At 63.9% G+C, this 18,230-nt stretch carries 11 protein-coding genes, 2 tRNA genes and 3 rRNA genes; 12 read left to right on the forward strand and 4 right to left on the reverse strand.

Going from position 1 to position 18,230, the window contains the following annotated elements; all coding sequences use genetic code 11:
- The 5 genes from DU502_RS01475 (at position 1) to DU502_RS01500 (ending at position 8,409) form a co-directional block, all read left to right on the forward strand.
- Positions 1–1,602, forward strand: a complete 1,602-nt coding sequence (locus DU502_RS01475) for a tryptophan--tRNA ligase (protein WP_121921038.1) — start codon at positions 1–3, stop codon at positions 1,600–1,602.
- A 254-nt stretch (positions 1,603–1,856) separates the two neighbouring features.
- A complete protein-coding gene (gene pheS, locus DU502_RS01480) occupies positions 1,857–3,362 on the forward strand; it encodes a phenylalanine--tRNA ligase subunit alpha (RefSeq protein ID WP_121921037.1) in 1,506 nt (501 codons plus the stop codon).
- Positions 3,362–5,080 carry a phenylalanine--tRNA ligase subunit beta gene (gene pheT, locus DU502_RS01485; protein WP_121921036.1) on the forward strand — a complete coding sequence of 573 codons (1,719 nt, stop codon included), beginning with the start codon at positions 3,362–3,364 and terminating at the stop codon, positions 5,078–5,080. The genes pheS and pheT overlap by 1 nt, the downstream gene beginning before the upstream one ends.
- A 246-nt stretch (positions 5,081–5,326) precedes the next feature.
- A complete protein-coding gene (locus tag DU502_RS01490; RefSeq protein ID WP_121921035.1) occupies positions 5,327–7,939 on the forward strand; it encodes a valine--tRNA ligase in 2,613 nt (870 codons plus the stop codon).
- A gap of 179 nt (positions 7,940–8,118) precedes the next feature.
- Positions 8,119–8,409: a universal stress protein gene (locus DU502_RS01500; protein WP_121921033.1), complete on the forward strand. Its 291-nt coding sequence runs from the start codon at positions 8,119–8,121 to the stop codon at positions 8,407–8,409.
- Here the strand turns inward: DU502_RS01500 and DU502_RS01505 are convergent, their stop codons facing one another.
- A complete protein-coding gene (locus tag DU502_RS01505; RefSeq protein WP_121921032.1) occupies positions 8,410–9,465 on the reverse strand; it encodes a quinone-dependent dihydroorotate dehydrogenase in 1,056 nt (351 codons plus the stop codon).
- Between the two features lie 65 nt (positions 9,466–9,530).
- Positions 9,531–9,728, reverse strand: a complete 198-nt coding sequence (locus tag DU502_RS01510) for a hypothetical protein (RefSeq protein ID WP_049937926.1) — start codon at positions 9,726–9,728, stop codon at positions 9,531–9,533.
- Positions 9,729–9,930: 202 nt separating this feature from the next.
- Between DU502_RS01510 and DU502_RS01515 the strand changes: the two genes are divergently transcribed.
- The 6 genes from DU502_RS01515 (at position 9,931) to DU502_RS01540 (ending at position 16,244) form a co-directional block, all read left to right on the forward strand.
- Positions 9,931–10,242 (forward strand): non-histone chromosomal MC1 family protein, encoded by a 312-nt coding sequence (locus tag DU502_RS01515; protein WP_121921031.1) that lies wholly within the window; start codon positions 9,931–9,933, stop codon positions 10,240–10,242.
- 736 nt (positions 10,243–10,978) lie between these two features.
- Positions 10,979–12,449: ribosomal RNA gene (locus tag DU502_RS01520) — 16S ribosomal RNA — on the forward strand.
- 145 nt (positions 12,450–12,594) lie between these two features.
- Positions 12,595–12,666, forward strand: a tRNA-Ala gene (locus tag DU502_RS01525).
- A gap of 210 nt (positions 12,667–12,876) precedes the next feature.
- Positions 12,877–15,792, forward strand: a 23S ribosomal RNA gene (locus DU502_RS01530).
- A 123-nt stretch (positions 15,793–15,915) separates the two neighbouring features.
- Positions 15,916–16,037, forward strand: a 5S ribosomal RNA gene (gene rrf, locus DU502_RS01535).
- The 16S, 23S and 5S rRNA genes sit together here with 2 tRNA genes alongside, the layout of an rRNA operon.
- Positions 16,038–16,168: 131 nt before the next feature.
- Positions 16,169–16,244, forward strand: a tRNA-Cys gene (locus DU502_RS01540).
- Between the two features lie 129 nt (positions 16,245–16,373).
- On the opposite strand, the gene DU502_RS01545 is transcribed toward DU502_RS01540, so the two are convergent.
- Positions 16,374–17,447 (reverse strand): succinylglutamate desuccinylase/aspartoacylase family protein, encoded by a 1,074-nt coding sequence (locus tag DU502_RS01545; protein ID WP_121922189.1) that lies wholly within the window; start codon positions 17,445–17,447, stop codon positions 16,374–16,376.
- 69 nt (positions 17,448–17,516) lie between these two features.
- Here DU502_RS01545 and DU502_RS01550 point away from each other — a divergent pair, with 69 nt between their 5' ends.
- A complete protein-coding gene (locus DU502_RS01550; protein WP_124896991.1) occupies positions 17,517–17,837 on the forward strand; it encodes a hypothetical protein in 321 nt (106 codons plus the stop codon).
- Between the two features lie 5 nt (positions 17,838–17,842).
- Here DU502_RS01550 and DU502_RS01555 read toward each other — a convergent pair whose 3' ends face one another.
- The gene (locus DU502_RS01555) at positions 17,843–18,160 is read right to left on the reverse strand and encodes a hypothetical protein (RefSeq protein ID WP_121922187.1); all 318 of its coding nucleotides are present in this window, start codon (positions 18,158–18,160) and stop codon (positions 17,843–17,845) included.
- Positions 18,161–18,230 lie beyond the last annotated feature (70 nt).

The following is an 18,230-nucleotide window of genomic DNA, read 5'->3' on the forward strand; positions in this document are numbered from 1 at the left end:
ATGACACGAGACGACTCAGGAGACGCCGATTCGGCGTCCGACGACGATCCGCGAGACCCGACGACTGTGACCGACGGTGGCAACACTGCCGCCGGCGCCGACGATGTCGCGCTCGACCCGTGGGGCTCCTCGACCGTCTCCGACTACCGCAAACTGTTCGAGGAGTTCGGCATCGAGACGTTCGACGACGTGCTCGACGAGGTGCCCAACCCACACTATCTGATGCGCCGGGGCGTCATCTTCGGCCACCGTGACTACCGCCCCGTCGCACGGGCGCTCCGCGAGGGCGAGGACGCCGCCGTCCTCTCGGGCTTCATGCCCACCGGCGACCCACACATCGGCCACAAACTCGTCTTCGACGAGATCATCTGGCACCAGCAGGAAGGCGCGGACGCCTACGCTCTCATCGCCGACTTGGAGGCCCACAGCGCCCGCGGCCTCTCGTGGGACGAAATCGACGAACACGCCCGCGACTACCTGCTCTCCTTGCTCGCGCTGGGGTTCGACCCCGAGGACGGGGAGCTGTATCGGCAGTCCACGAACCGCGAGGTGCAGGATCTCGCGTTCGAACTCGGGTCGAACGCCCGCTTCGCGGAGTTCGAGGGAATCTACGGCTTCGACGGCGAAACTTCCGTCTCCCACATGCAGTCCGTCGTCACGCAGATGGCTGACATCCTCTATCCCCAGCTCGAGGAGCCGAAGCCGACGGTCATCCCCGTCGGCCCGGATCAGGACCCACACATGCGCCTCGCGCGCGACGTGGCCGCGCGGATGCGCTACTTCAAGGTGACCGAGGCCTACGCGAGCTTCGAGGCCGACGCCGCGGAGCGCGACCACCTCGCGGCCGCCTACGCGGCACTAGAGGACGACCTCGACACCGTGCGCTGTGAGGACGCCGCCGACTGGCTGGAGGCGGAGATGGCGCCCGACGCCGTCCGCGACACGGTGATAGAGAAACTCCGCGCGGCGGGGAAGGAGCCGCTCCGTCCCCGGGTTCGCTTCCTCGACCGCAACGCCACCGACGAGGCCTTCGACGCCCTGATCGACGCCGTGCCGGGCGAGAAGCGCCGCTACGACGAACACATCGACGCGTTCGACATGGACCGCGAGGCGGCCGAGGAGTTGGCCCGCGAGGTGGAGGTCGACCACGGCGGCTACGGTTTCCTCCCGCCCTCTTCCATCTACCACCGGTTCATGACGGGGCTGACGGGTGGGAAGATGTCCTCATCCGTCCCCGCGTCTCACATCTCCCTCCTCGACGACCCCGAGGACGGCTACGACAAGGTGAAGTCCGCGACGACGGGCGGGCGCGAGACGGCGGAGAAACAGCGCGAGTTGGGCGGCGAGGCCGACGAGTGCCCCGTCTACGAACTCTACGCCTACCTCCTCTCCGGCGACGACGACGAGTTCGCCACCGAGGTGTACGAGGAGTGTGTCGGCGGCGAGCGCCTCTGTGGCGGCTGCAAAGAGCAGGCGGCGGAACTCATGCGCGAATTTCTGGAGGAACACCAGGAGAAACGCGACGAGATGGCGGAAGTGCTGGACGACCTGGATATCGACCTCGACTCGGATCGCCGAGGCGTGCCCGGTAGTGGGCACTAGGGGTTGCAGAACGCTTTTTTGCCACCGCACGAATCGAACCCACATGGCGACCGAACCCGCCACGACCGACTCGCTCGCCCGCGAAGCGACCGCGTTCGGGTTCGGCTTCGGTTTCTTTTCCCACCGTTAGGTCGGCGGACTCCGCCCGCGGCGGGCGGACGAAATCGACCCGCTCGGCCGGCCACGCGGCGGGCGTGGCCGGAAGCCTTCGGAACTGCTAACTGGCCAGCTTGGATGAACGTGGACAAGAGAGAATGCGACTCCCGGAATCACAGGTCGCGGTGTTGGAAGCCGCGAGCGCGACGGAGGAACGGACGATCGAACAGTTGAGCGACGACACGGGCCTGAAACCCGAGACGGTGACGGGCGCGGCCTTCGATCTCGAAGACGAGGGATTGGTGTCGGTGTCGGCCGCCGAGACGGTATCCTACGCCGTCACGGACGAGGGCGAGACGTACGCCGACGCGGGCCTGCCCGAGGTGCGCCTCTACCGCGCCGCCGTCGACGCCGGCGCCGACGATGCCCCCGTCTCGATGGGCGAAGTCATCGGCGCGGCCGACCTCGGTGGCCCCGCGGTGGACATCGCCCTCGCCAACTACGCCCGGAAGGGGTACGGCGAGGTGAAGTCGGGACAGATTACCGCCGACCCCGACGCGGACCCCGACGCAGACCCCGAGGCGGCGGCGCTGGCTGCGCTGGTCGACGGTGAGGACGGCGCGGACGAGGACGCCCTCGACGAACTCGTCCGCCGTGGGCTCGTCGAACGGAGCGAGGGCGCCGTCCGCTCGGTGACGCTCACCGACGCGGGCGTGACCGCCCTGATGGAGGGCGTCGAGGTGGCGGCAACGGTCGACCGCCTCACGCCCGAGATGCTCGCTTCCGGCGAGTGGCAGGACGTAGAGTTCGCGGCGTACAACGTCGAGGCCGACGCGCCGGAGACCCGCGGCGGCAAGGTCCACATCCTGCGCCAGACCGCCGAGCGCGTGAAGGACACGCTCGTCGGCATGGGCTTCCGGGAGATGGATGGCCCCCACGCCGACTCGGAGTTCTGGATCAACGACTGCCTGTTCATGCCGCAGGATCACCCGGCGCGCACCCACTGGGACCAGTTCGCGCTCGACGTGCCGCCGATGCGGGACATTCCGGAAGACCTGCTGGATCGCGTCCGCTCGGCCCACCTCGACGGCGTCGGCGAGGACGGCGACGGCTACCACTCGCCGTGGACCGAGGCGGTGGCCCGCGAGGTGGACCTCCGGGGTCACACCACGTCGCTCTCGATGCGCTACCTCTCCGGGCACGAAATCGGGGAGCTCGAACCCCCGGAACGCTTCTTCAGCGTCGAGAAGGTGTACCGCAACGACACGCTCGATCCGACGCACCTGCTGGAGTTCTTCCAGATCGAGGGGTGGGTGATGGCCGAGGATCTCTCCGTCCGTGACCTGATGGGCACGTTCGAGGAGTTCTACGAGCAGTTCGGCATCACCGACCTGCAGTTCAAGCCCCACTACAACCCCTACACCGAGCCGTCGTTCGAACTGTTCGGCACGCACCCCGAGACGGGTGAGTTGATCGAAATCGGTAACAGCGGCATGTTCCGCGAGGAAGTCCTCCGCCCGCTCGGCGTCGAGTGCAACGTGATGGCGTGGGGACTGGCGCTCGAACGACTCCTGATGCTCATGTACGGCTTCGACGACATCCGCGACGTGCACGGGACGCTGTGTGATCTGGACCTCCTGCGGGAGACGGAGGTGCTTCACTGATGCCCGTCGTCGACGTCGACCCCGACGAACTCCGGCGGCTGACGGGCCACGAGGAGAAAGACGACGACGAGTTGATCGACGACCTGTTCGCGCTCGGCCTCGAATTCGAGGGCGAGACGGAAGAGGGCGAACTCCAGTTGGAGTTCGGCCCCGACCGACTGGACCGCCTCTCCGTCGAGGGCGTCGCCCGCTCCCTGCGGTACCAGTACGGCGACGACCGGGGCGTCTACGTCCCCAACACGAACGACCCCGACTGGACCATCGAGGTGGACGAGTCGGTGCCCGACGAGCGGCCGTACGTCACCGGCGCGGTGATCCGCGGCGTCGACCTCGACGAGACGGCGCTCGACTCGCTGATCCAGTTGCAGGAGAAACTCCACGCGACGATGGGGCGGAAACGAGAGAAAGGCGCCATCGGGATTCACGACCTCACGATGCTGAAAGGCGAGGTGCTGAGCGAGGACGCCCGGGACGGCCACGCCATCACTTACCGCGGCGTCGACCCCGAAGGCGACCGGTTCGTCCCGCTCGACTCGGACCAGGAGATGACGCCCGCACAGGTGCTGGACGAGCACCCGACCGGCGAGACGTACGCGCCCATCGTCCGCGACTACGAGCGCTACCCCGCCATCTACGACGAAATCGGGCTGTTCTCGTTCCCGCCGGTCATCAACGGCCGCCGGACCGAGGTGTCGACCGATTCGCGTGACCTGTTCGTCGAGTTGACTGGCACCGACCAGTGGACCATCGACCGGATGTGTAACGTCATCTGCTACGCCCTCGACGCCCGCGGTGCGACCATCGAGGATGTCGAGGTGGTCTACCCCGACGGGACGCTCCCGCGTCCCGACTTCGAGGTGGAGACGAAGACCGTCTCTCACGAGCGTATCGAGGGGATGCTCGGTGTCGATCTGGATATCGAGGAGACGGTCGACCTGTTCGAACGGTCGGGGTTGGACACCGACGTGGACACGGGCGGCGACGCCATCACCTACGAGGTGTCGATCCCGCCGTACCGCACCGACGTGCTCCACCCCCTCGACCTGGTGGACGACGTGGGTCGCGCCTACGGATTCAACGACCTCGAACCCCGGTATCCTGACGTGGCCACCGTGGGCGGGCGGCACGACCGCTCGAAACTCGAGGCGGCGGCCCGCACGTCGCTCGTCGGCCTCGGCTTCGAGGACCTGCTCAACTTCCACATGATCTCGGAGGACGAGAACTACGAGCGGATGGGTGTCGAGCCCGGTACCCCCGTGGTCGGCGGCGGCGACCCCGTGACGATCACCGAACCTTACAGCGAGGACTACACCATGCTGCGGACGTGGGCGCTCCCCTCCCTGCTGATGGTGCTGGAGAACAACACTCACCGGGCGTATCCGCAGGACCTCGCGGAGATTGGGCTCGCCGCCGAGGCGGACGACGACGAGAACACGGGCGTCGCGGAACACCGCACCGTCGCGGGCGTGGTGGCGCGTCACGACGCCACCTACGAGGACGCCAAGTCGCGGCTGGCGGCGCTGTGTCACGACTTCGATGTCGACCTCGAAACCCCCGCGACCGACCACCCGACGTTCATCGACGGCCGCGCGGCCGAGGTGGTGATCGACGGTCAGTCCGTGGGCGTGATCGGCGAGGTGCATCCCCGGGTGCTGGTCGAACACGACCTCGAACTGCCGGTGGCGGCGTTCGAATTCCGGCTGGACGCGCTGGAGTAATCGGCCGGCGCGCTACGCCCCCTGCACGTCATCGGAGTGGTCGAATTTCTCGTGCCGTCGCTCCTCGACCGCCTTTCGGAGCGCGTCGGCTTCCTCGGAGAGCCGGATGCGCTTCGACATATGTATGCGGTCGTACGTGGGACGACGAGACATTTTTTGCGGCTATCGTCCGCAAGCCGTGGTTTCGCGCTCTCCCCGCTAACCGAGTCGTTTAACATCGGTCCCTCCGGTAGCGTCAGGCGAGCAATGCCGAGCGGAGAATACGACCCGGAGACGGTCGAACGACAGTGGCAGGAGCGGTGGGTCGAGGAGGATCTGTACGCCTACGGAGATGGGGCTGTAGATCCGGACACCGTCTTCTCCATCGACTCGCCCCCGCCGACGGTGTCGGGGAGTCTCCACTGGGGCCACGTCTACGGCTTCACCCTGCAGGACTTCGTCGCCCGGTACAACCGGATGCAGGACAAGGACGTGTTCTTCCCGTTCGGCTACGACGACAACGGCATCGCCTCCGAACGCCTCACGGAGGACGAACTCGACATCCGCCACCAGGACTACGGGCGCCGGGAGTTCCAGGAGAAATGTCGTGAGGTCTGCGCTCGGTACGAGGAGGAGTTCACCGAGAAGATGCAGAACCTCGGCATCTCCATCGACTGGTCGGAGACCTACCAGACCATCTCACCGGAGGTCCAGCGAACCTCCCAGCTCTCCTTCGTCGACCTCTACGAACAGGGGCGGGAGTACCGCCAGCGTGCGCCCGCCATCTGGTGTCCGGAGTGCGAGACGGCCATCTCGCAGGTCGAGACCGAGGACGACGAACAGGACAGTCACTTCCACGACATCGCCTTCGAGGTGGTCGAGGACGACGAGCACCTCCCGGAGACGTTCACCATCTCGACGACGCGACCCGAACTCCTCCCGGCCTGCGTCTCGGTGTTCGTCCACCCCGACGACGACGCGAACGAGCACCTCGTCGGCAACCACGCACGGATTCCCCTGTTCGGACAGGAGGTGCCCATCATCGAGGACGAACGCGTCGACATGGAGACGGGATCGGGCGTCGTGATGTGCTGTACCTTCGGAGACCAGACCGACATCGAGTGGTACCAGGCGCACGACCTCGACCTGCGCATCGCCATCGACGAGTCGGGGACGCTGACCGACGTGGCGGGGGAGTACGAGGGACTCGACCGCGACGAAGCCCGCGAGGCCATCGTCGAGGACCTCGACGACGCGGGTGCCCTGCTCGACCGGCGGGCGATCACCCACACCGTCAACGTCCACGAACGCTGCGGTTCGAGCATCGAGTTCCTCGTCACGGAACAGTGGTACATCGAACTGCTCGACAAGAAAGAGGAGTACCTCGAAGCGGGCCGGCAGATGGAGTGGTATCCGGAGAAGATGTTCACGCGGTACCGCAACTGGATCGAGGGGCTCCAGTGGGACTGGTCCATCTCCCGCCAGCGCTCCTCGGGCATCCCCTTCCCGGTCTGGTACTGCGCCGAGTGCGACGCGGAAATCGTCGCCGACCGCGAGCAACTGCCGGTCGACCCGCTCTCGGACGACCCGCCCGTGGATCACTGTCCCGCGTGCGGCCACGACGAGTTCGTCCCCGAAGACGACGTGTTCGACACGTGGGCCACCTCGTCGCTGACGCCGCTAATCAACGCGGGGTGGGACTGGGACGCCGAGGCCGAGGAGATGGTGATCGAACGGCCGGAACTCTATCCGATGGATATGCGCCCCCAGGGCCACGACATCATCTCGTTCTGGCTGTTCCACACCGTCGTCAAGTGTTACGAGCACACCGACGAGGTGCCGTTCGACAGCGTGATGATCAACGGGATGGTCCTCGACGAGAACCGGGTGAAGATGTCGAAGTCACTCGGGAACATCGTCACGCCCGACGAGGTGCTGGAGAAGTACCCCGTCGACGCCGCGCGCTACTGGGCCGCCGGGAGCGCCGTCGGCGACGACCTGCCGTACAAGGAGAAGGGCCTGCGCGCGGGCGAGCGCCTGATGCGTAAACTCTGGAACGCCTCGAAACTTGTCGACGACCTCACGCCGGAGAAACGGCTCTCGCAGCCCGAACTCCGCGAAATCGACCGCTGGATGCTCGCGGAACTCGACGATCAGGTCGAAACCGTCACCGGCTACTTCGAGAATCGGGAGTTCTCGAAGGCGCGTGACAGCCTCCGCTCTTTCTTCTGGCACACGTTCTGTGACGACTACCTCGAAATCGCCAAACAGCGCCTCCGCGACGGCGACGACCCGTCGGCGGCCTACACGCTCCAGACGGCCCACCGGCGCTTCTGTAAGCTGTTCGCGCCCATCCTCGCCCACGTCACCGAGGAACTCTGGCGGGATATGTACAGCGACGGGAGCGTCCACACGGCCGACTGGCCCGACCCGCTCGGTATCGAGGCGGACCTCCCGGCCGGCGAGCGGGCGATGGACGTGGTCGGCGCGCTCCGGAAGTACAAGACGGATCACCAGCTCTCGATGAACGCCGATGTGGACGCCGTGCGGGTGTACGGCGACGTGTCCGCGTTCGCCGACGACATCGAGCGCGTGATGCACGTCGACGAACTGGAGTCGGTCGACGAGGAACCGCCCGTGGAGTCCGTCGTGACCGGCGTCGACCTCGACTACTCGCTGGTCGGCCCCGAGTTCGGCAGTCAGGTGGGCGACATCGAGGCCGCTATCGGTTCGGGTGACTACGAAGTGGTCGACGGCCGCCTCCACGTCGCGGACGTGGAACTCGACGCCGAGATGTTCGAAATCGAGGAGGAACGGCGGTACACCGGCGATGGCGAGATGGTCGAAGCGGGCGATACCGTCGTCATCGTGCGGAACTGAGCGCAGGCACACTTATCATTTCAGCGAACTAAGGTGTCCTGTGCCACGACACCTTCTCGTCCCGTTCGACGACTCGGAGCTGTCGGACCGGGCGCTGACGTTCGCCTGTTCGACGTTTCCCGAGGACCGCATCACGGTCATGTACGTCATCGACTCCCACTCCGACGACACGGCGGCGATTGGGGGGGAACACGACCGACCAGTACGAACGCTGGATCGCGTCCCGACGCGAGTTCGCGGACGAACTGCTCGATCACGCCCACGCCATCGCCGACGAACACGGCGTCACGCTCGACACCGCTGTCGCCTTCGGAAAGCTGACCGATACCATCCGGGAGTACTGTGAGCGGGAAGCGATCGATACGGTCATCCTCGGCAGCACCGACCGCGGCGCGTTCAGCTCGTACGTCGTCGACGACGACGTGACGCGGATCGCCAACACCGCACCGGTCCCGGTCGTCGTCGTCTGATCACAGATCCGCGCCGACCGCCGCTTCAACCGACTCGAAGCCATCGCGCTCCAGCAAGTCGAGCAGGCCGCGGTTGATGTCGCGCGCGAGGCTCGGCCCCTCGTAGACGAGGCCCGTGTACAACTGGACGATACTCGCCCCTGCGCGAATCTTGCGGTAGGCGCCCGCAGCGTCCGTGATACCGCCGACGCCGACGACGGGCACGTCGGTACGTTCGGCGATGAACTTGATCGTCCCAGTCGCGCGTTCCTCGATGGGCTTGCCCGAGAGGCCGCCGCGTTCCGCCCGGTTCGGGTTCCGGAGTCCGGATGGGCGCTCGACCGTGGTGTTGGTGGCGACGACGCCGTCGAGATCGAGGTCGTCGACGACGGCGAGGGCCTCCTCGATGGCCGGCGCGGCGAGGTCCGGCGAGAGTTTGACCAGGAGTGGGTCGGCACCGGCGTCGACGAGGCCACCGAGAATGCGCTCCAGCGACTCGCGGTTCTGGAGTTCGCGCAGGCCCGGCGTGTTCGGGCTGGAGACGTTCACGACGAAGTAGTCGCCGGCGTCGGCCACGCGGTCGTAGGTGTAGCGGTAGTCGTTCGGTGCCTCGTCCAGGGGTGTGGATTTCGACTTGCCGATGTTGATGCCGACGGGCGCGTCCGGGAGGTCGGCGTCGTTGAGGCGGGCGCCGATCCGGTCGGCGCCCTCGTTGTTGAAGCCCATCCGGTTGATGAGCGCGCCGTCCTCGGGGAGGCGGAAGAGTCGTGGGCGCGGGTTGCCCGGTTGGCGTTCCGCGGTGACGCCGCCGACTTCGACGTGGCCGAAGCCGAGTGCGGTGAGGACGGTGGGGAGTTCGGCGTTCTTGTCGAAGCCCGCGGCGACGCCGACGGGGTTGTCGAACTGGTGGCCGAACGCCTCGGTGCGGAGGCGGTCGTCGTCGACGGTGTACCGGTTGCGGAGGTAGTCCTCGACGGGTGTGTGCTGGACGCTCTGGAGGAGACGGTGGGTGGCCCGGTGGGCCGTCTCGGCGGGGAGCGCGAACAGGAACGGCTTACAGAGGTCGTAGCCGTTCATCGGGTGCGCTCCGAGCGGCCGTGACGCATCCGTTCGTCCCCCTCGCGGTCGCGGACGGTCATCGGTTAGAAGTCGTGTTCGACGTCGTCTGGGTCGGCTTTCTGGATGATGATCTTCCCGTCGCGCACTCGGACGAACACCTCGTCGCCGATATCCATCCCGGCCACGGCGAGTTCGTCTTCGTGCAGATTCACGTGGACGTTGTGGTATTCGCCGTTTTCGTCCTTGGCGCCGCTTGGACTGAGCTTCTTTTTCCGGACCATCGGGGGTGTCTAGCCGTGTTTCGCCCTAGGACACACATAAGGTTGTCTACTGTCGAACGCGTGTACTTCTCCGACCGTCATTCACGTTGGTGGTATTGCGCCGCGCTGTCGCTCATTTATAGGTTTTCGGCCAACTGAGCCCTCGTTTTGCCGATATATTTATGTTGTGCCATGTGTTCGATTCGCATAGAGGTGCAAAATCATGGTACGAGAGGACGGTAAGCGGAACTTCGTGATGCGCGAGGACGGTGACGAGGACAGCGTGTTCTCGGGGAACATGCCACGGCAGGCTGCGCTCAAGGCGGCCCGTCGGCTGGACCCGGATAGTTCGGAGAGCGAGGCCGAATCGAACCCGACGGAGATCCGGCTCCGGGAGAAGGGGACGGACAAGGTCCACATCTTCGACGCGTGGGCGTGGGAGGAGGAGGCACCGAACGACAAACCCGACTGGATGGGTAACCAGATCACGAAAGGCAACGTCTCGAAGAAAGGAATCGAACACCTCGAGGAGTGATACGGACTGTTGTAACCGTGTCCCGGCCGTTCCCGTTCCCGAGGCCCGCGATGGCCGGTACCGGCTTACAACGATCCGTATGACGCCCGCCCCCGCTGGGGTGCACCGCTGATCAGTGCCGACAGGGCTTTGTCCGTTCGCAGGCCACGTTCGCCTGCGCGGCCGCTCCCCGGCGAGACCGACCGTGCGAGCGAGGGATGATCGACCGGCCTCCAGCCGCGCGACACCGTTCTCTCGACCTGTAACCGTCTCCCGTGGAATCCATTGACGTGGGGCGTTCTACTTCGACGGCCTTATCTATCATACCGGCCTGCGTTGTAGTACACGCGTCGCCGGCGCCGAGAGGTGCCAACCGGACCCAGTTCGGTTGGTGTCAAATCGACGGCCGGCGACGGGACGCTTCCGACGCCCTTAAGTAAACGAGGGCGTTCGGTGGTAATGCGAACGCGGCGAGGGCGACGATGCCCTCGGCGTCCCGGACCACACGCTCCGATGGGAGATCCCCCGGGCCCGATCAACGGGCTTATATGGGTCGCTCTCGTCGGTTCAAGTCCGGACGAAACATGAGGATTCCCCCCCTGCGGTCCGCCGTAAGACGGAATCTGATGTGAGCCTCGGTGGGTCGGTGTCACCCGGTCGCTCGGGTGGACCGATCCACCACCTTGGACCTCAGTGGTCTTTACGACGCGGAAACATTACGTTTCCCGCCACCCCTCACTCCCTCTGGAGTGAGCCCATTCCGGTTGATCCTGCCGGAGGCCATTGCTATCGGGGTCCGATTTAGCCATGCTAGTTGTACGAGTTTACACTCGTAGCAAATAGCTCCGTAACACGTGGCCAAACTACCCTACAGAGAACGATAACCTCGGGAAACTGAGGCTAATAGTTCATATCCGTCCCAAGCTGGAATGCTGGGACGTGTAAACGCTCCGGCGCTGTAGGACGTGGCTGCGGCCGATTAGGTAGACGGTGGGGTAACGGCCCACCGTGCCGATAATCGGTACGGGTTGTGAGAGCAAGAACCCGGAGACGGAATCTGAGACAAGATTCCGGGCCCTACGGGGCGCAGCAGGCGCGAAACCTTTACACTGCACGCAAGTGCGATAAGGGGACCCCGAGTGCGAGGGCATACAGTCCTCGCTTTTCACCACCGTAAGGTGGTGGTGGAATAAGAGCTGGGCAAGACCGGTGCCAGCCGCCGCGGTAATACCGGCAGCTCGAGTGATGGCCGATTTTATTGGGCCTAAAGCGTCCGTAGCCGGCCACACAAGTCCATCGGGAAATCCGCCAGCCTAACTGGCGGGCGTCCGGTGGAAACTGTGTGGCTTGGGACCGGAAGACCCAACAGGTACGTCTTGGGTAGGAGTGAAATCCCGTAATCCTGGACGGACCACCGATAGCGAAAGCATGTTGGGAAGACGGATCCGACGGTGAGGGACGAAAGCCAGGGTCTCGAACCGGATTAGATACCCGGGTAGTCCTGGCCGTAAACGATGTCTGCTAGGTGTGACTCCCACTACGAGTGGGTGTTGTGCCGTAGGGAAGCCGCTAAGCAGACCGCCTGGGAAGTACGTCCGCAAGGATGAAACTTAAAGGAATTGGCGGGGGAGCACTACAACCGGAGGAGCCTGCGGTTTAATTGGACTCAACGCCGGACATCTCACCAGCATCGACAACAGCAATGACGACCAGGTTGATGACCTTGTCAGAGCTGTTGAGAGGAGGTGCATGGCCGCCGTCAGCTCGTACCGTGAGGCGTCCTGTTAAGTCAGGCAACGAGCGAGACCCGCACTCCTAATTGCCAGCACCGGCTTCGGCCGGGTGGGTACATTAGGAGGACTGCCGTGGCTAACACGGAGGAAGGAACGGGCAACGGTAGGTCAGTATGCCCCGAATGTGCTGGGCTACACGCGGGCTACAATGGCCAAGACAATGGGTTCCCACCTCGAGAGAGGGCGGTAATCTCCTAAACTTGGTCGTAGTTCGGATTGAGGGTTGAAACTCACCCTCATGAAGCTGGATTCGGTAGTAATCGCGTGTCAGCAGCGCGCGGTGAATACGTCCCTGCTCCTTGCACACACCGCCCGTCAAAGCACCCGAGTGGGGTCCGGATGAGGCTTGGTCACCCAAGTCGAATCTGGGCTCCGCAAGGGGGCTTAAGTCGTAACAAGGTAGCCGTAGGGGAATCTGCGGCTGGATCACCTCCTACTGACCGGGACCTCCCGCTTCCACACGGGAGGCCCACCACGTAGCGACCACTCGTCCAAGGAATCGGATCGCCCACTCGAACGACCGGGCACCTACGACCCACCGAGGCTCACACACCATCACCCAGCGTCCCACTTTGGGACCGGGCCCGTAGCTCAGCGGTAGAGCACCTCCTTTGCAAGGAGGACGCCCTGGGTTCAAATCCCAGCGGGTCCATGCCAGCCCACCGTCGCCGAAACGCACTGCTTAAGTGCATGACGGCGCTCGGTTGGGCTACGCAAGACCGATGCACCATCCCGTGTGAACGCGGATGGGAAGGGTCGAACGCCCTCGCGTCCACGAGAGCGTAATGACACCGTATGTACGTGCGATCCAGGCGTCCACTGGACCCGAACAGTCATATCCGGGTCACTAGTGTGACAACCATCAATCTGGCTACTGTGCCAGCTGGTGAATGGCTCGGCTCGAGAGCCGAAGACGGACGTGCCAAGCTGCGATAAGCCTCAGGGACCCGCATGGAGGGAAAGAACTGAGGATCTCCGAATGGGAATCCCCTCGCAATTGCTTCGCGCAATGGGGAACGCTCCGAATTGAAACATCTCAGTAGGAGCAGGAAGAGAACGCAAATCGCGATCCCGTTAGTAACCGCGAGTGAACGCGGGCCAGCCCAAACCGAATCTCTCACGAGACATGTGGTGTAGGCTGACGATCAGCGTCCGACCCGTCCCGAGAAGTCTCCTGAAACGGAGCGCGATACAGGGTGACAGCCCCGTATCGGGATGCAGTACGACGTGAGTCAGTTCAAGAGTAGCGGGGATTGGATATTCCTCGTGAACGTCCCGGGCATCAACCGGGAAGGCTAAACACTCCTCGAGACCGATAGCGAACAAGTAGCGTGAGCGAACGCTGAAAAGTATCCCGAGAAGGGAACTGAAATAGAGCCTGAACTCAGTTGGCGATCGAGCGACGGGGCATACAAGGTCCTTCGACAAACGACCGCGGGGCGACCCGCTAGTAGGACTCGAAGGAAGCCGATGTTCCGTCGTGCGTTTTGAAAAACGAACCAGGGAGTGCACTTGCTTGGCAAGCCTAACTCGACTATCGAGGAAGGCACAGGGAAACCGATACGGCCGCAGTCTTACGACCAGGGCCACCGTGTTCAAGCGCGGGGAGTCAAGCGGGTGCGACCCGAAACCGGGTGATCTACGCGTGGGCAGGGTGAAGCGTGGCGAAAGCCACGTGGAGGCCCGTTAGGGGTGGTGTCCTACAATACCCTCCCGTGACCTATGCGTAGGGGTGAAAGGCCCATCGAACCCGGCAACAGCTGGTTCCAGCCGAAACATGTCGAAGCATGACCTCTTCTGAGGTAGTCCGCGAGGTAGAGCTACCGATTGGAAGACCCGCCTCCGAGAGGAGTCGGCCTTCCTGTCGAACTCCGAACTTGCGGACGCCGTAGACGAAGGGAGTCCGGTGTGCGGGGTAAGCCTGTGCACCGTAAGGGAGACAACCCAGCGGTAGGTTAAGGTCCCCAAGTGTAGATTAAGTGCGATCGAAGGTGGTCCCGAGCCCTAGACAGCCGGGAGGTGAGCTTAGAAGCAGCTACCCTCTAAGAAAAGCGTAACAGCTTACCGGCCGAGGTTCGGGGCGCCCAAAATGATCGGGGCTCAAATCTACCACCGAGACCTACCCGTGTCCTTCACCGGACAATCGCGTAGGCTGGCACTCCGTTCGGACGGAAGCGCGGGCGAGAGTTCGTGTGGACCGAGCGGTGACGATAATCCTGGTCATAGTAGCAGCGAGAGTCGGGTGTGACCCCCGACGGCCTTACGAGCAAGGGTTCCTCGGCACTGCCAATCAGCCGAGGGTTAGTCGATCCTAAGTCTCGCCGTAATTCGACCGAGACAACAGGGAAGCTGGTTAATATTCCAGCACCACTACTCATTGAAAGTTGACGCTTTGGGGACAGCCGAGCCGGGCCTTCGCCCGGTCGAATCAGGTACCGCCGTGGAAGCCGTAATGGCAGGAAGCGGCCAAATCCTGAGATAGCGCAAGTCGGCCGTACCTAGAGCCCGTGAAAAGACGAGAGTAGTGATCGTACCGAGATCCGACACAGGTGCTCTGCCGGCGAAAGGCAAGGCCCGTCGGGAGCAACCGGCGTTAGGGAATTCGGCAAGTTAGTCCCGTACGTTCGCAATAAGGGATGCCTGCCTCGGAGAGAGGCAGGTCGCAGTGACTCGGGCGCTCCGACTGTCTAGTAACAACATAGGTGACCGCAAATCCGCAAGGACTCGTACGGTCACTGAATCCTGCCCAGTGCGGGTATCTGAACACCTCGTACAAGAGGACGAAGGACCCGTCAACGGCGGGGGTAACTATGACCCTCTTAAGGTAGCGTAGTACCTTGCCGCTTCAGTAGCGGCTTGCATGAATGGATCAACGAGAGCGCCACTGTCCCAACGCTGGGCCCGGTGAACTGTACGTTCCAGTGCGGAGTCTGGAGACCCCCAAGGGGAAGCGAAGACCCTATAGAGCTTTACTGCAGGCTGTCGCTGAGACGTGGTCGCTACTGTGCAGCATAGGTAGGAGGCATTACACAGGTACCCGCGCTAGCGGGCCACCGAGCCACCATTGAAATACTACCCGGTAGTGACTGCGACTCTCACTCCTGGCGGAGGACACCGGTAGCCGGGCAGTTTGACTGGGGCGGTACGCGCTCGAAAAGATATCGAGCGCGCCCGATGGTCTCCTCATCCGGGTCGGGAACCCGGAAGAGAGCGCAAGAGCACAAGGAGGCCTGACAGTGATCTTCCCAACGAGGATCGCTGACGCGAAAGCGTGGTCTAGCGAACCCACGAGGTTCATTAATGGGACCCGTGGATGACAGAAAAGCTACCTTAGGGATAACAGAGTCGTCACTCGCAAGAGCACATATCGACCGAGTGGCTTGCTACCTCGATGTCGGTTCCCTCCATCCTGCCCGTGCAGAAGCGGGCAAGGGTGAGGTTGTTCGCCTATTAAAGGAGGTCGTGAGCTGGGTTTAGACCGTCGTGAGACAGGTCGGCTGCTATCTATTGGGGGTGTTGAGGTACCTGACGGGAACAAGCGTATAGTACGAGAGGAACTCCGCTTGGGTGCCACTGGTGTACCGGTTGTTCGAGAGAGCAGATGCCGGGCAGCCACGCACCACGGGGTAAGAGCTGAACGCATCTAAGCTCGAAACCCACCTGGAAAAGAGGTACCACCGAGGACACTCGTAGAAGACGAGTTCGATAGACTCGGGGTGTACGCGTCGAGGCAACGAGACGTTCAGCCCGCGAGCACTAACAGTCCAAGCCACATTCATCTGATTCGCACTGTGACCTGATCTGACTGATCGGGTCCAGGCGTTAACTGGATCGCACGTACATACGGTAGTTCGACCCACCGACAGTGGTCTGATGACGGTTCGATTCCGTCGGTCGGCATGAAGGCGGCCAGAGCGGCAGGGACACACCCGTACCCATCCCGAACACGGACGTTAAGCCTGTCTGCGTATCGGCCAGTACTGGAGTGCGCGAGCCTCTGGGAGACCCGATTCGCCGCCTCACCATTCATACTTCATTTCATTCACTCGGCGAGCGACGGCCATCCGTCCACTCGTCGCCGTTCAGCACCCGCGAGCGACGGCGTCATCGCCGACCGCTAGGCTTAAGCGCCGGACACCGATACTATCGAACGCGCCAAGGTGGCAGAGTTCGGCCTAACGCAGCGGCCTGCAGAGCCGCCCATCGCCGGTTCAAATCCGGCCCTTGGCTCTTCTGTTCGAGCAACACGAGAACGAAGAGCCATCCGGCTGCGATTTGAAGCGGGGAACGGAGCGGAGTGGCGTGACCGAGGTTCGAATCCAGTCCGTTGATCGATGAGCGATGTCACCGCAGGCGACCCTACTCCGCGTCTCCCTCGTCTGCCATCCACCGTTGCCCGTAGGAGCGGTAGCCGTCGAACTCTCCGCGAGAAATCTCGCGCTCGATCTCCTCGCGTGTCTCGTCGCTGATGCGGACGAGGTGGCAGATCGGGTGCCCGGGTAGCGCGACCGGGTTTTCGAGGACGCCGACGATGAGGCCGGTAAAGGGTGCCTCGACGACGCGTTCCTCCGTATTGAAGTGATCCGTGATCGTACAGATCGCCTCGCCGTCGTGAACGAGGGGGTTCGGTCCCCACTCCATCTCGACGAGGCCGCCGGTGTCCGCCCGGAGCCAGCGTTTCTCCTCGCCGGGACCCATCACTTTCCGCCACTCGGGCTCGATCACCGTCCCTTCAGGGTAGACGCCGTACTCCGCGAGAACGCTCTCGACGCCGGTCCGCGCCTTCTCGATCAGGCCGGGCTGGAAGCGGTGCGCTTTCCCCATCTCGACGGTGATGGTCGGAATCCCGTTCCGGGAGGCGACAGCGCGGAGCGATCCGGCGTCGCCCTCGCCCGAGAGGATCACGTTCGTTCCGAACGCCTCCGCGAGACGCTCCGTTTCGGGGTTGCCGATGTCGGCGCGGGCGTGGTACATCGTCGTCCGGTTGCGGGTCGAGGTGTGGAAGTCGAGACCGAGGTCGCACTGGCTCACGAACCGGGTGTACACTTGGTGGGCCATCCGCTCGGCTGTGTTCGACCGCTCCTTGCCCGGGAACGAGCGGTTGAGGTCCTGATCGTAGATGGGGAGATAGCGCTGCTGCGCCTGATAGCCGGGGACGTTCACGACGTGGAGGCAGACGAGCGTCCCGTGGATATCGCTTGGCCGGTAGCGGTCCGCGACCTCCTGTAACACCTTGACCCCGTTGAGCTCGTCGCCGTGGAGTGCCGCCGTCAGGCAGACTCGGGGACCGTCCGCCTCGCCGTTGATGATCGTCACCGGGATCTCCACCGGATCGCCGAGGTACGTTTCGCTCACCTCGTACCGGAACTGTCGTTTCTCACCGGGGTCGACGTCGGCGTCGAGTCGGAACGGACGGGGCTGGTCGTCGGCCATGGTCGCGATTGCGCCGCCGGGCAGTTAATCTCCCCCGACGCTATGGTGACGCCCGCCGAACGGGCGCATATGTCGACGCCGACTCGACGAGTAGCTGTCCGTCCCGCCCTCGTCGGCTCGCTCCTGCTCGTCCTCCTCGGACTGGTCGTCTCGACGGTCGCCACGTCGCTCGCGCTCGACGCCGGTGAACCACCTGCAACCGTCCTTCCGGGTCGGCTGGGGCTCGGCCTCGCCGCTATCGTATTCGTTCGCATCGCGGGTGTCTGCCTGTTGTGGGGCGTGGCGACGCGCTGGCGTCCTCGTGCCCGGGTGCCGTTGCTCGCCGCTGCCGGCGTGTTCTGGGTGCTGTGGGGGCTCTGGCAGGCGTGGCTCCTGTTGGCGCGAACGTGAGCCGCTCAGGCGGCATTCTCCGCTGCGGCCTGCTCGATTGCCGCCGTGACGGCCTCGCCCTCGTCGGCCCCGTCGTCGACGGCTGCCTCGAACGCTGCTGTGAAGGAGTCCATCACGTCTTTGGCCAGTTCGCGCACGTCGGTCTCGGTGGGCTGGACGTTCTCGACGCGAGTCGACTCCTCGCGTTCCTCGTCGACGATCCACACCTCGAAGTTGCCGTCCCGTTCCGGCGTGGGCTGGAACTTCACCTCGACCTCGACGCTCCGGTTTTCGTACTCGCGGCGCCCGGTTTTCAGCCAGCCGTCTGGAACTGCTCGGCTCATGAATCCTACTCTGTCGGTGATCGAAATAAGCGTGTTCGTCAGGCGGATCGTGGTGCCGACTCACAACGGG

The organism is Haloplanus aerogenes (assembly GCF_003856835.1).
In the GTDB taxonomy this organism is placed as follows: Archaea; Halobacteriota; Halobacteria; order Halobacteriales; family Haloferacaceae; genus Haloplanus; species Haloplanus aerogenes.

What these genes read in the sequence shown, in the direction of transcription:
- DU502_RS01475 (WP_121921038.1), top strand. Translation starts at nt 1, where the DNA reads ATGACACGAGACGACTCAGGAGACGCCGATTCGGCGTCCGACGACGAT.
- pheS (WP_121921037.1), top strand. Translation starts at nt 1,857, where the DNA reads ATGCGACTCCCGGAATCACAGGTCGCGGTGTTGGAAGCCGCGAGCGCG.
- pheT (WP_121921036.1), top strand. Translation starts at nt 3,362, where the DNA reads ATGCCCGTCGTCGACGTCGACCCCGACGAACTCCGGCGGCTGACGGGC.
- DU502_RS01490 (WP_121921035.1), top strand. Translation starts at nt 5,327, where the DNA reads ATGCCGAGCGGAGAATACGACCCGGAGACGGTCGAACGACAGTGGCAG.
- DU502_RS01505 (WP_121921032.1), bottom strand. Translation starts at nt 9,465, where the DNA reads ATGAACGGCTACGACCTCTGTAAGCCGTTCCTGTTCGCGCTCCCCGCC.
- DU502_RS01510 (WP_049937926.1), bottom strand. Translation starts at nt 9,728, where the DNA reads ATGGTCCGGAAAAAGAAGCTCAGTCCAAGCGGCGCCAAGGACGAAAAC.
- DU502_RS01515 (WP_121921031.1), top strand. Translation starts at nt 9,931, where the DNA reads ATGGTACGAGAGGACGGTAAGCGGAACTTCGTGATGCGCGAGGACGGT.
- DU502_RS01545 (WP_121922189.1), bottom strand. Translation starts at nt 17,447, where the DNA reads ATGGCCGACGACCAGCCCCGTCCGTTCCGACTCGACGCCGACGTCGAC.
- DU502_RS01550 (WP_124896991.1), top strand. Translation starts at nt 17,517, where the DNA reads ATGTCGACGCCGACTCGACGAGTAGCTGTCCGTCCCGCCCTCGTCGGC.
- DU502_RS01555 (WP_121922187.1), bottom strand. Translation starts at nt 18,160, where the DNA reads ATGAGCCGAGCAGTTCCAGACGGCTGGCTGAAAACCGGGCGCCGCGAG.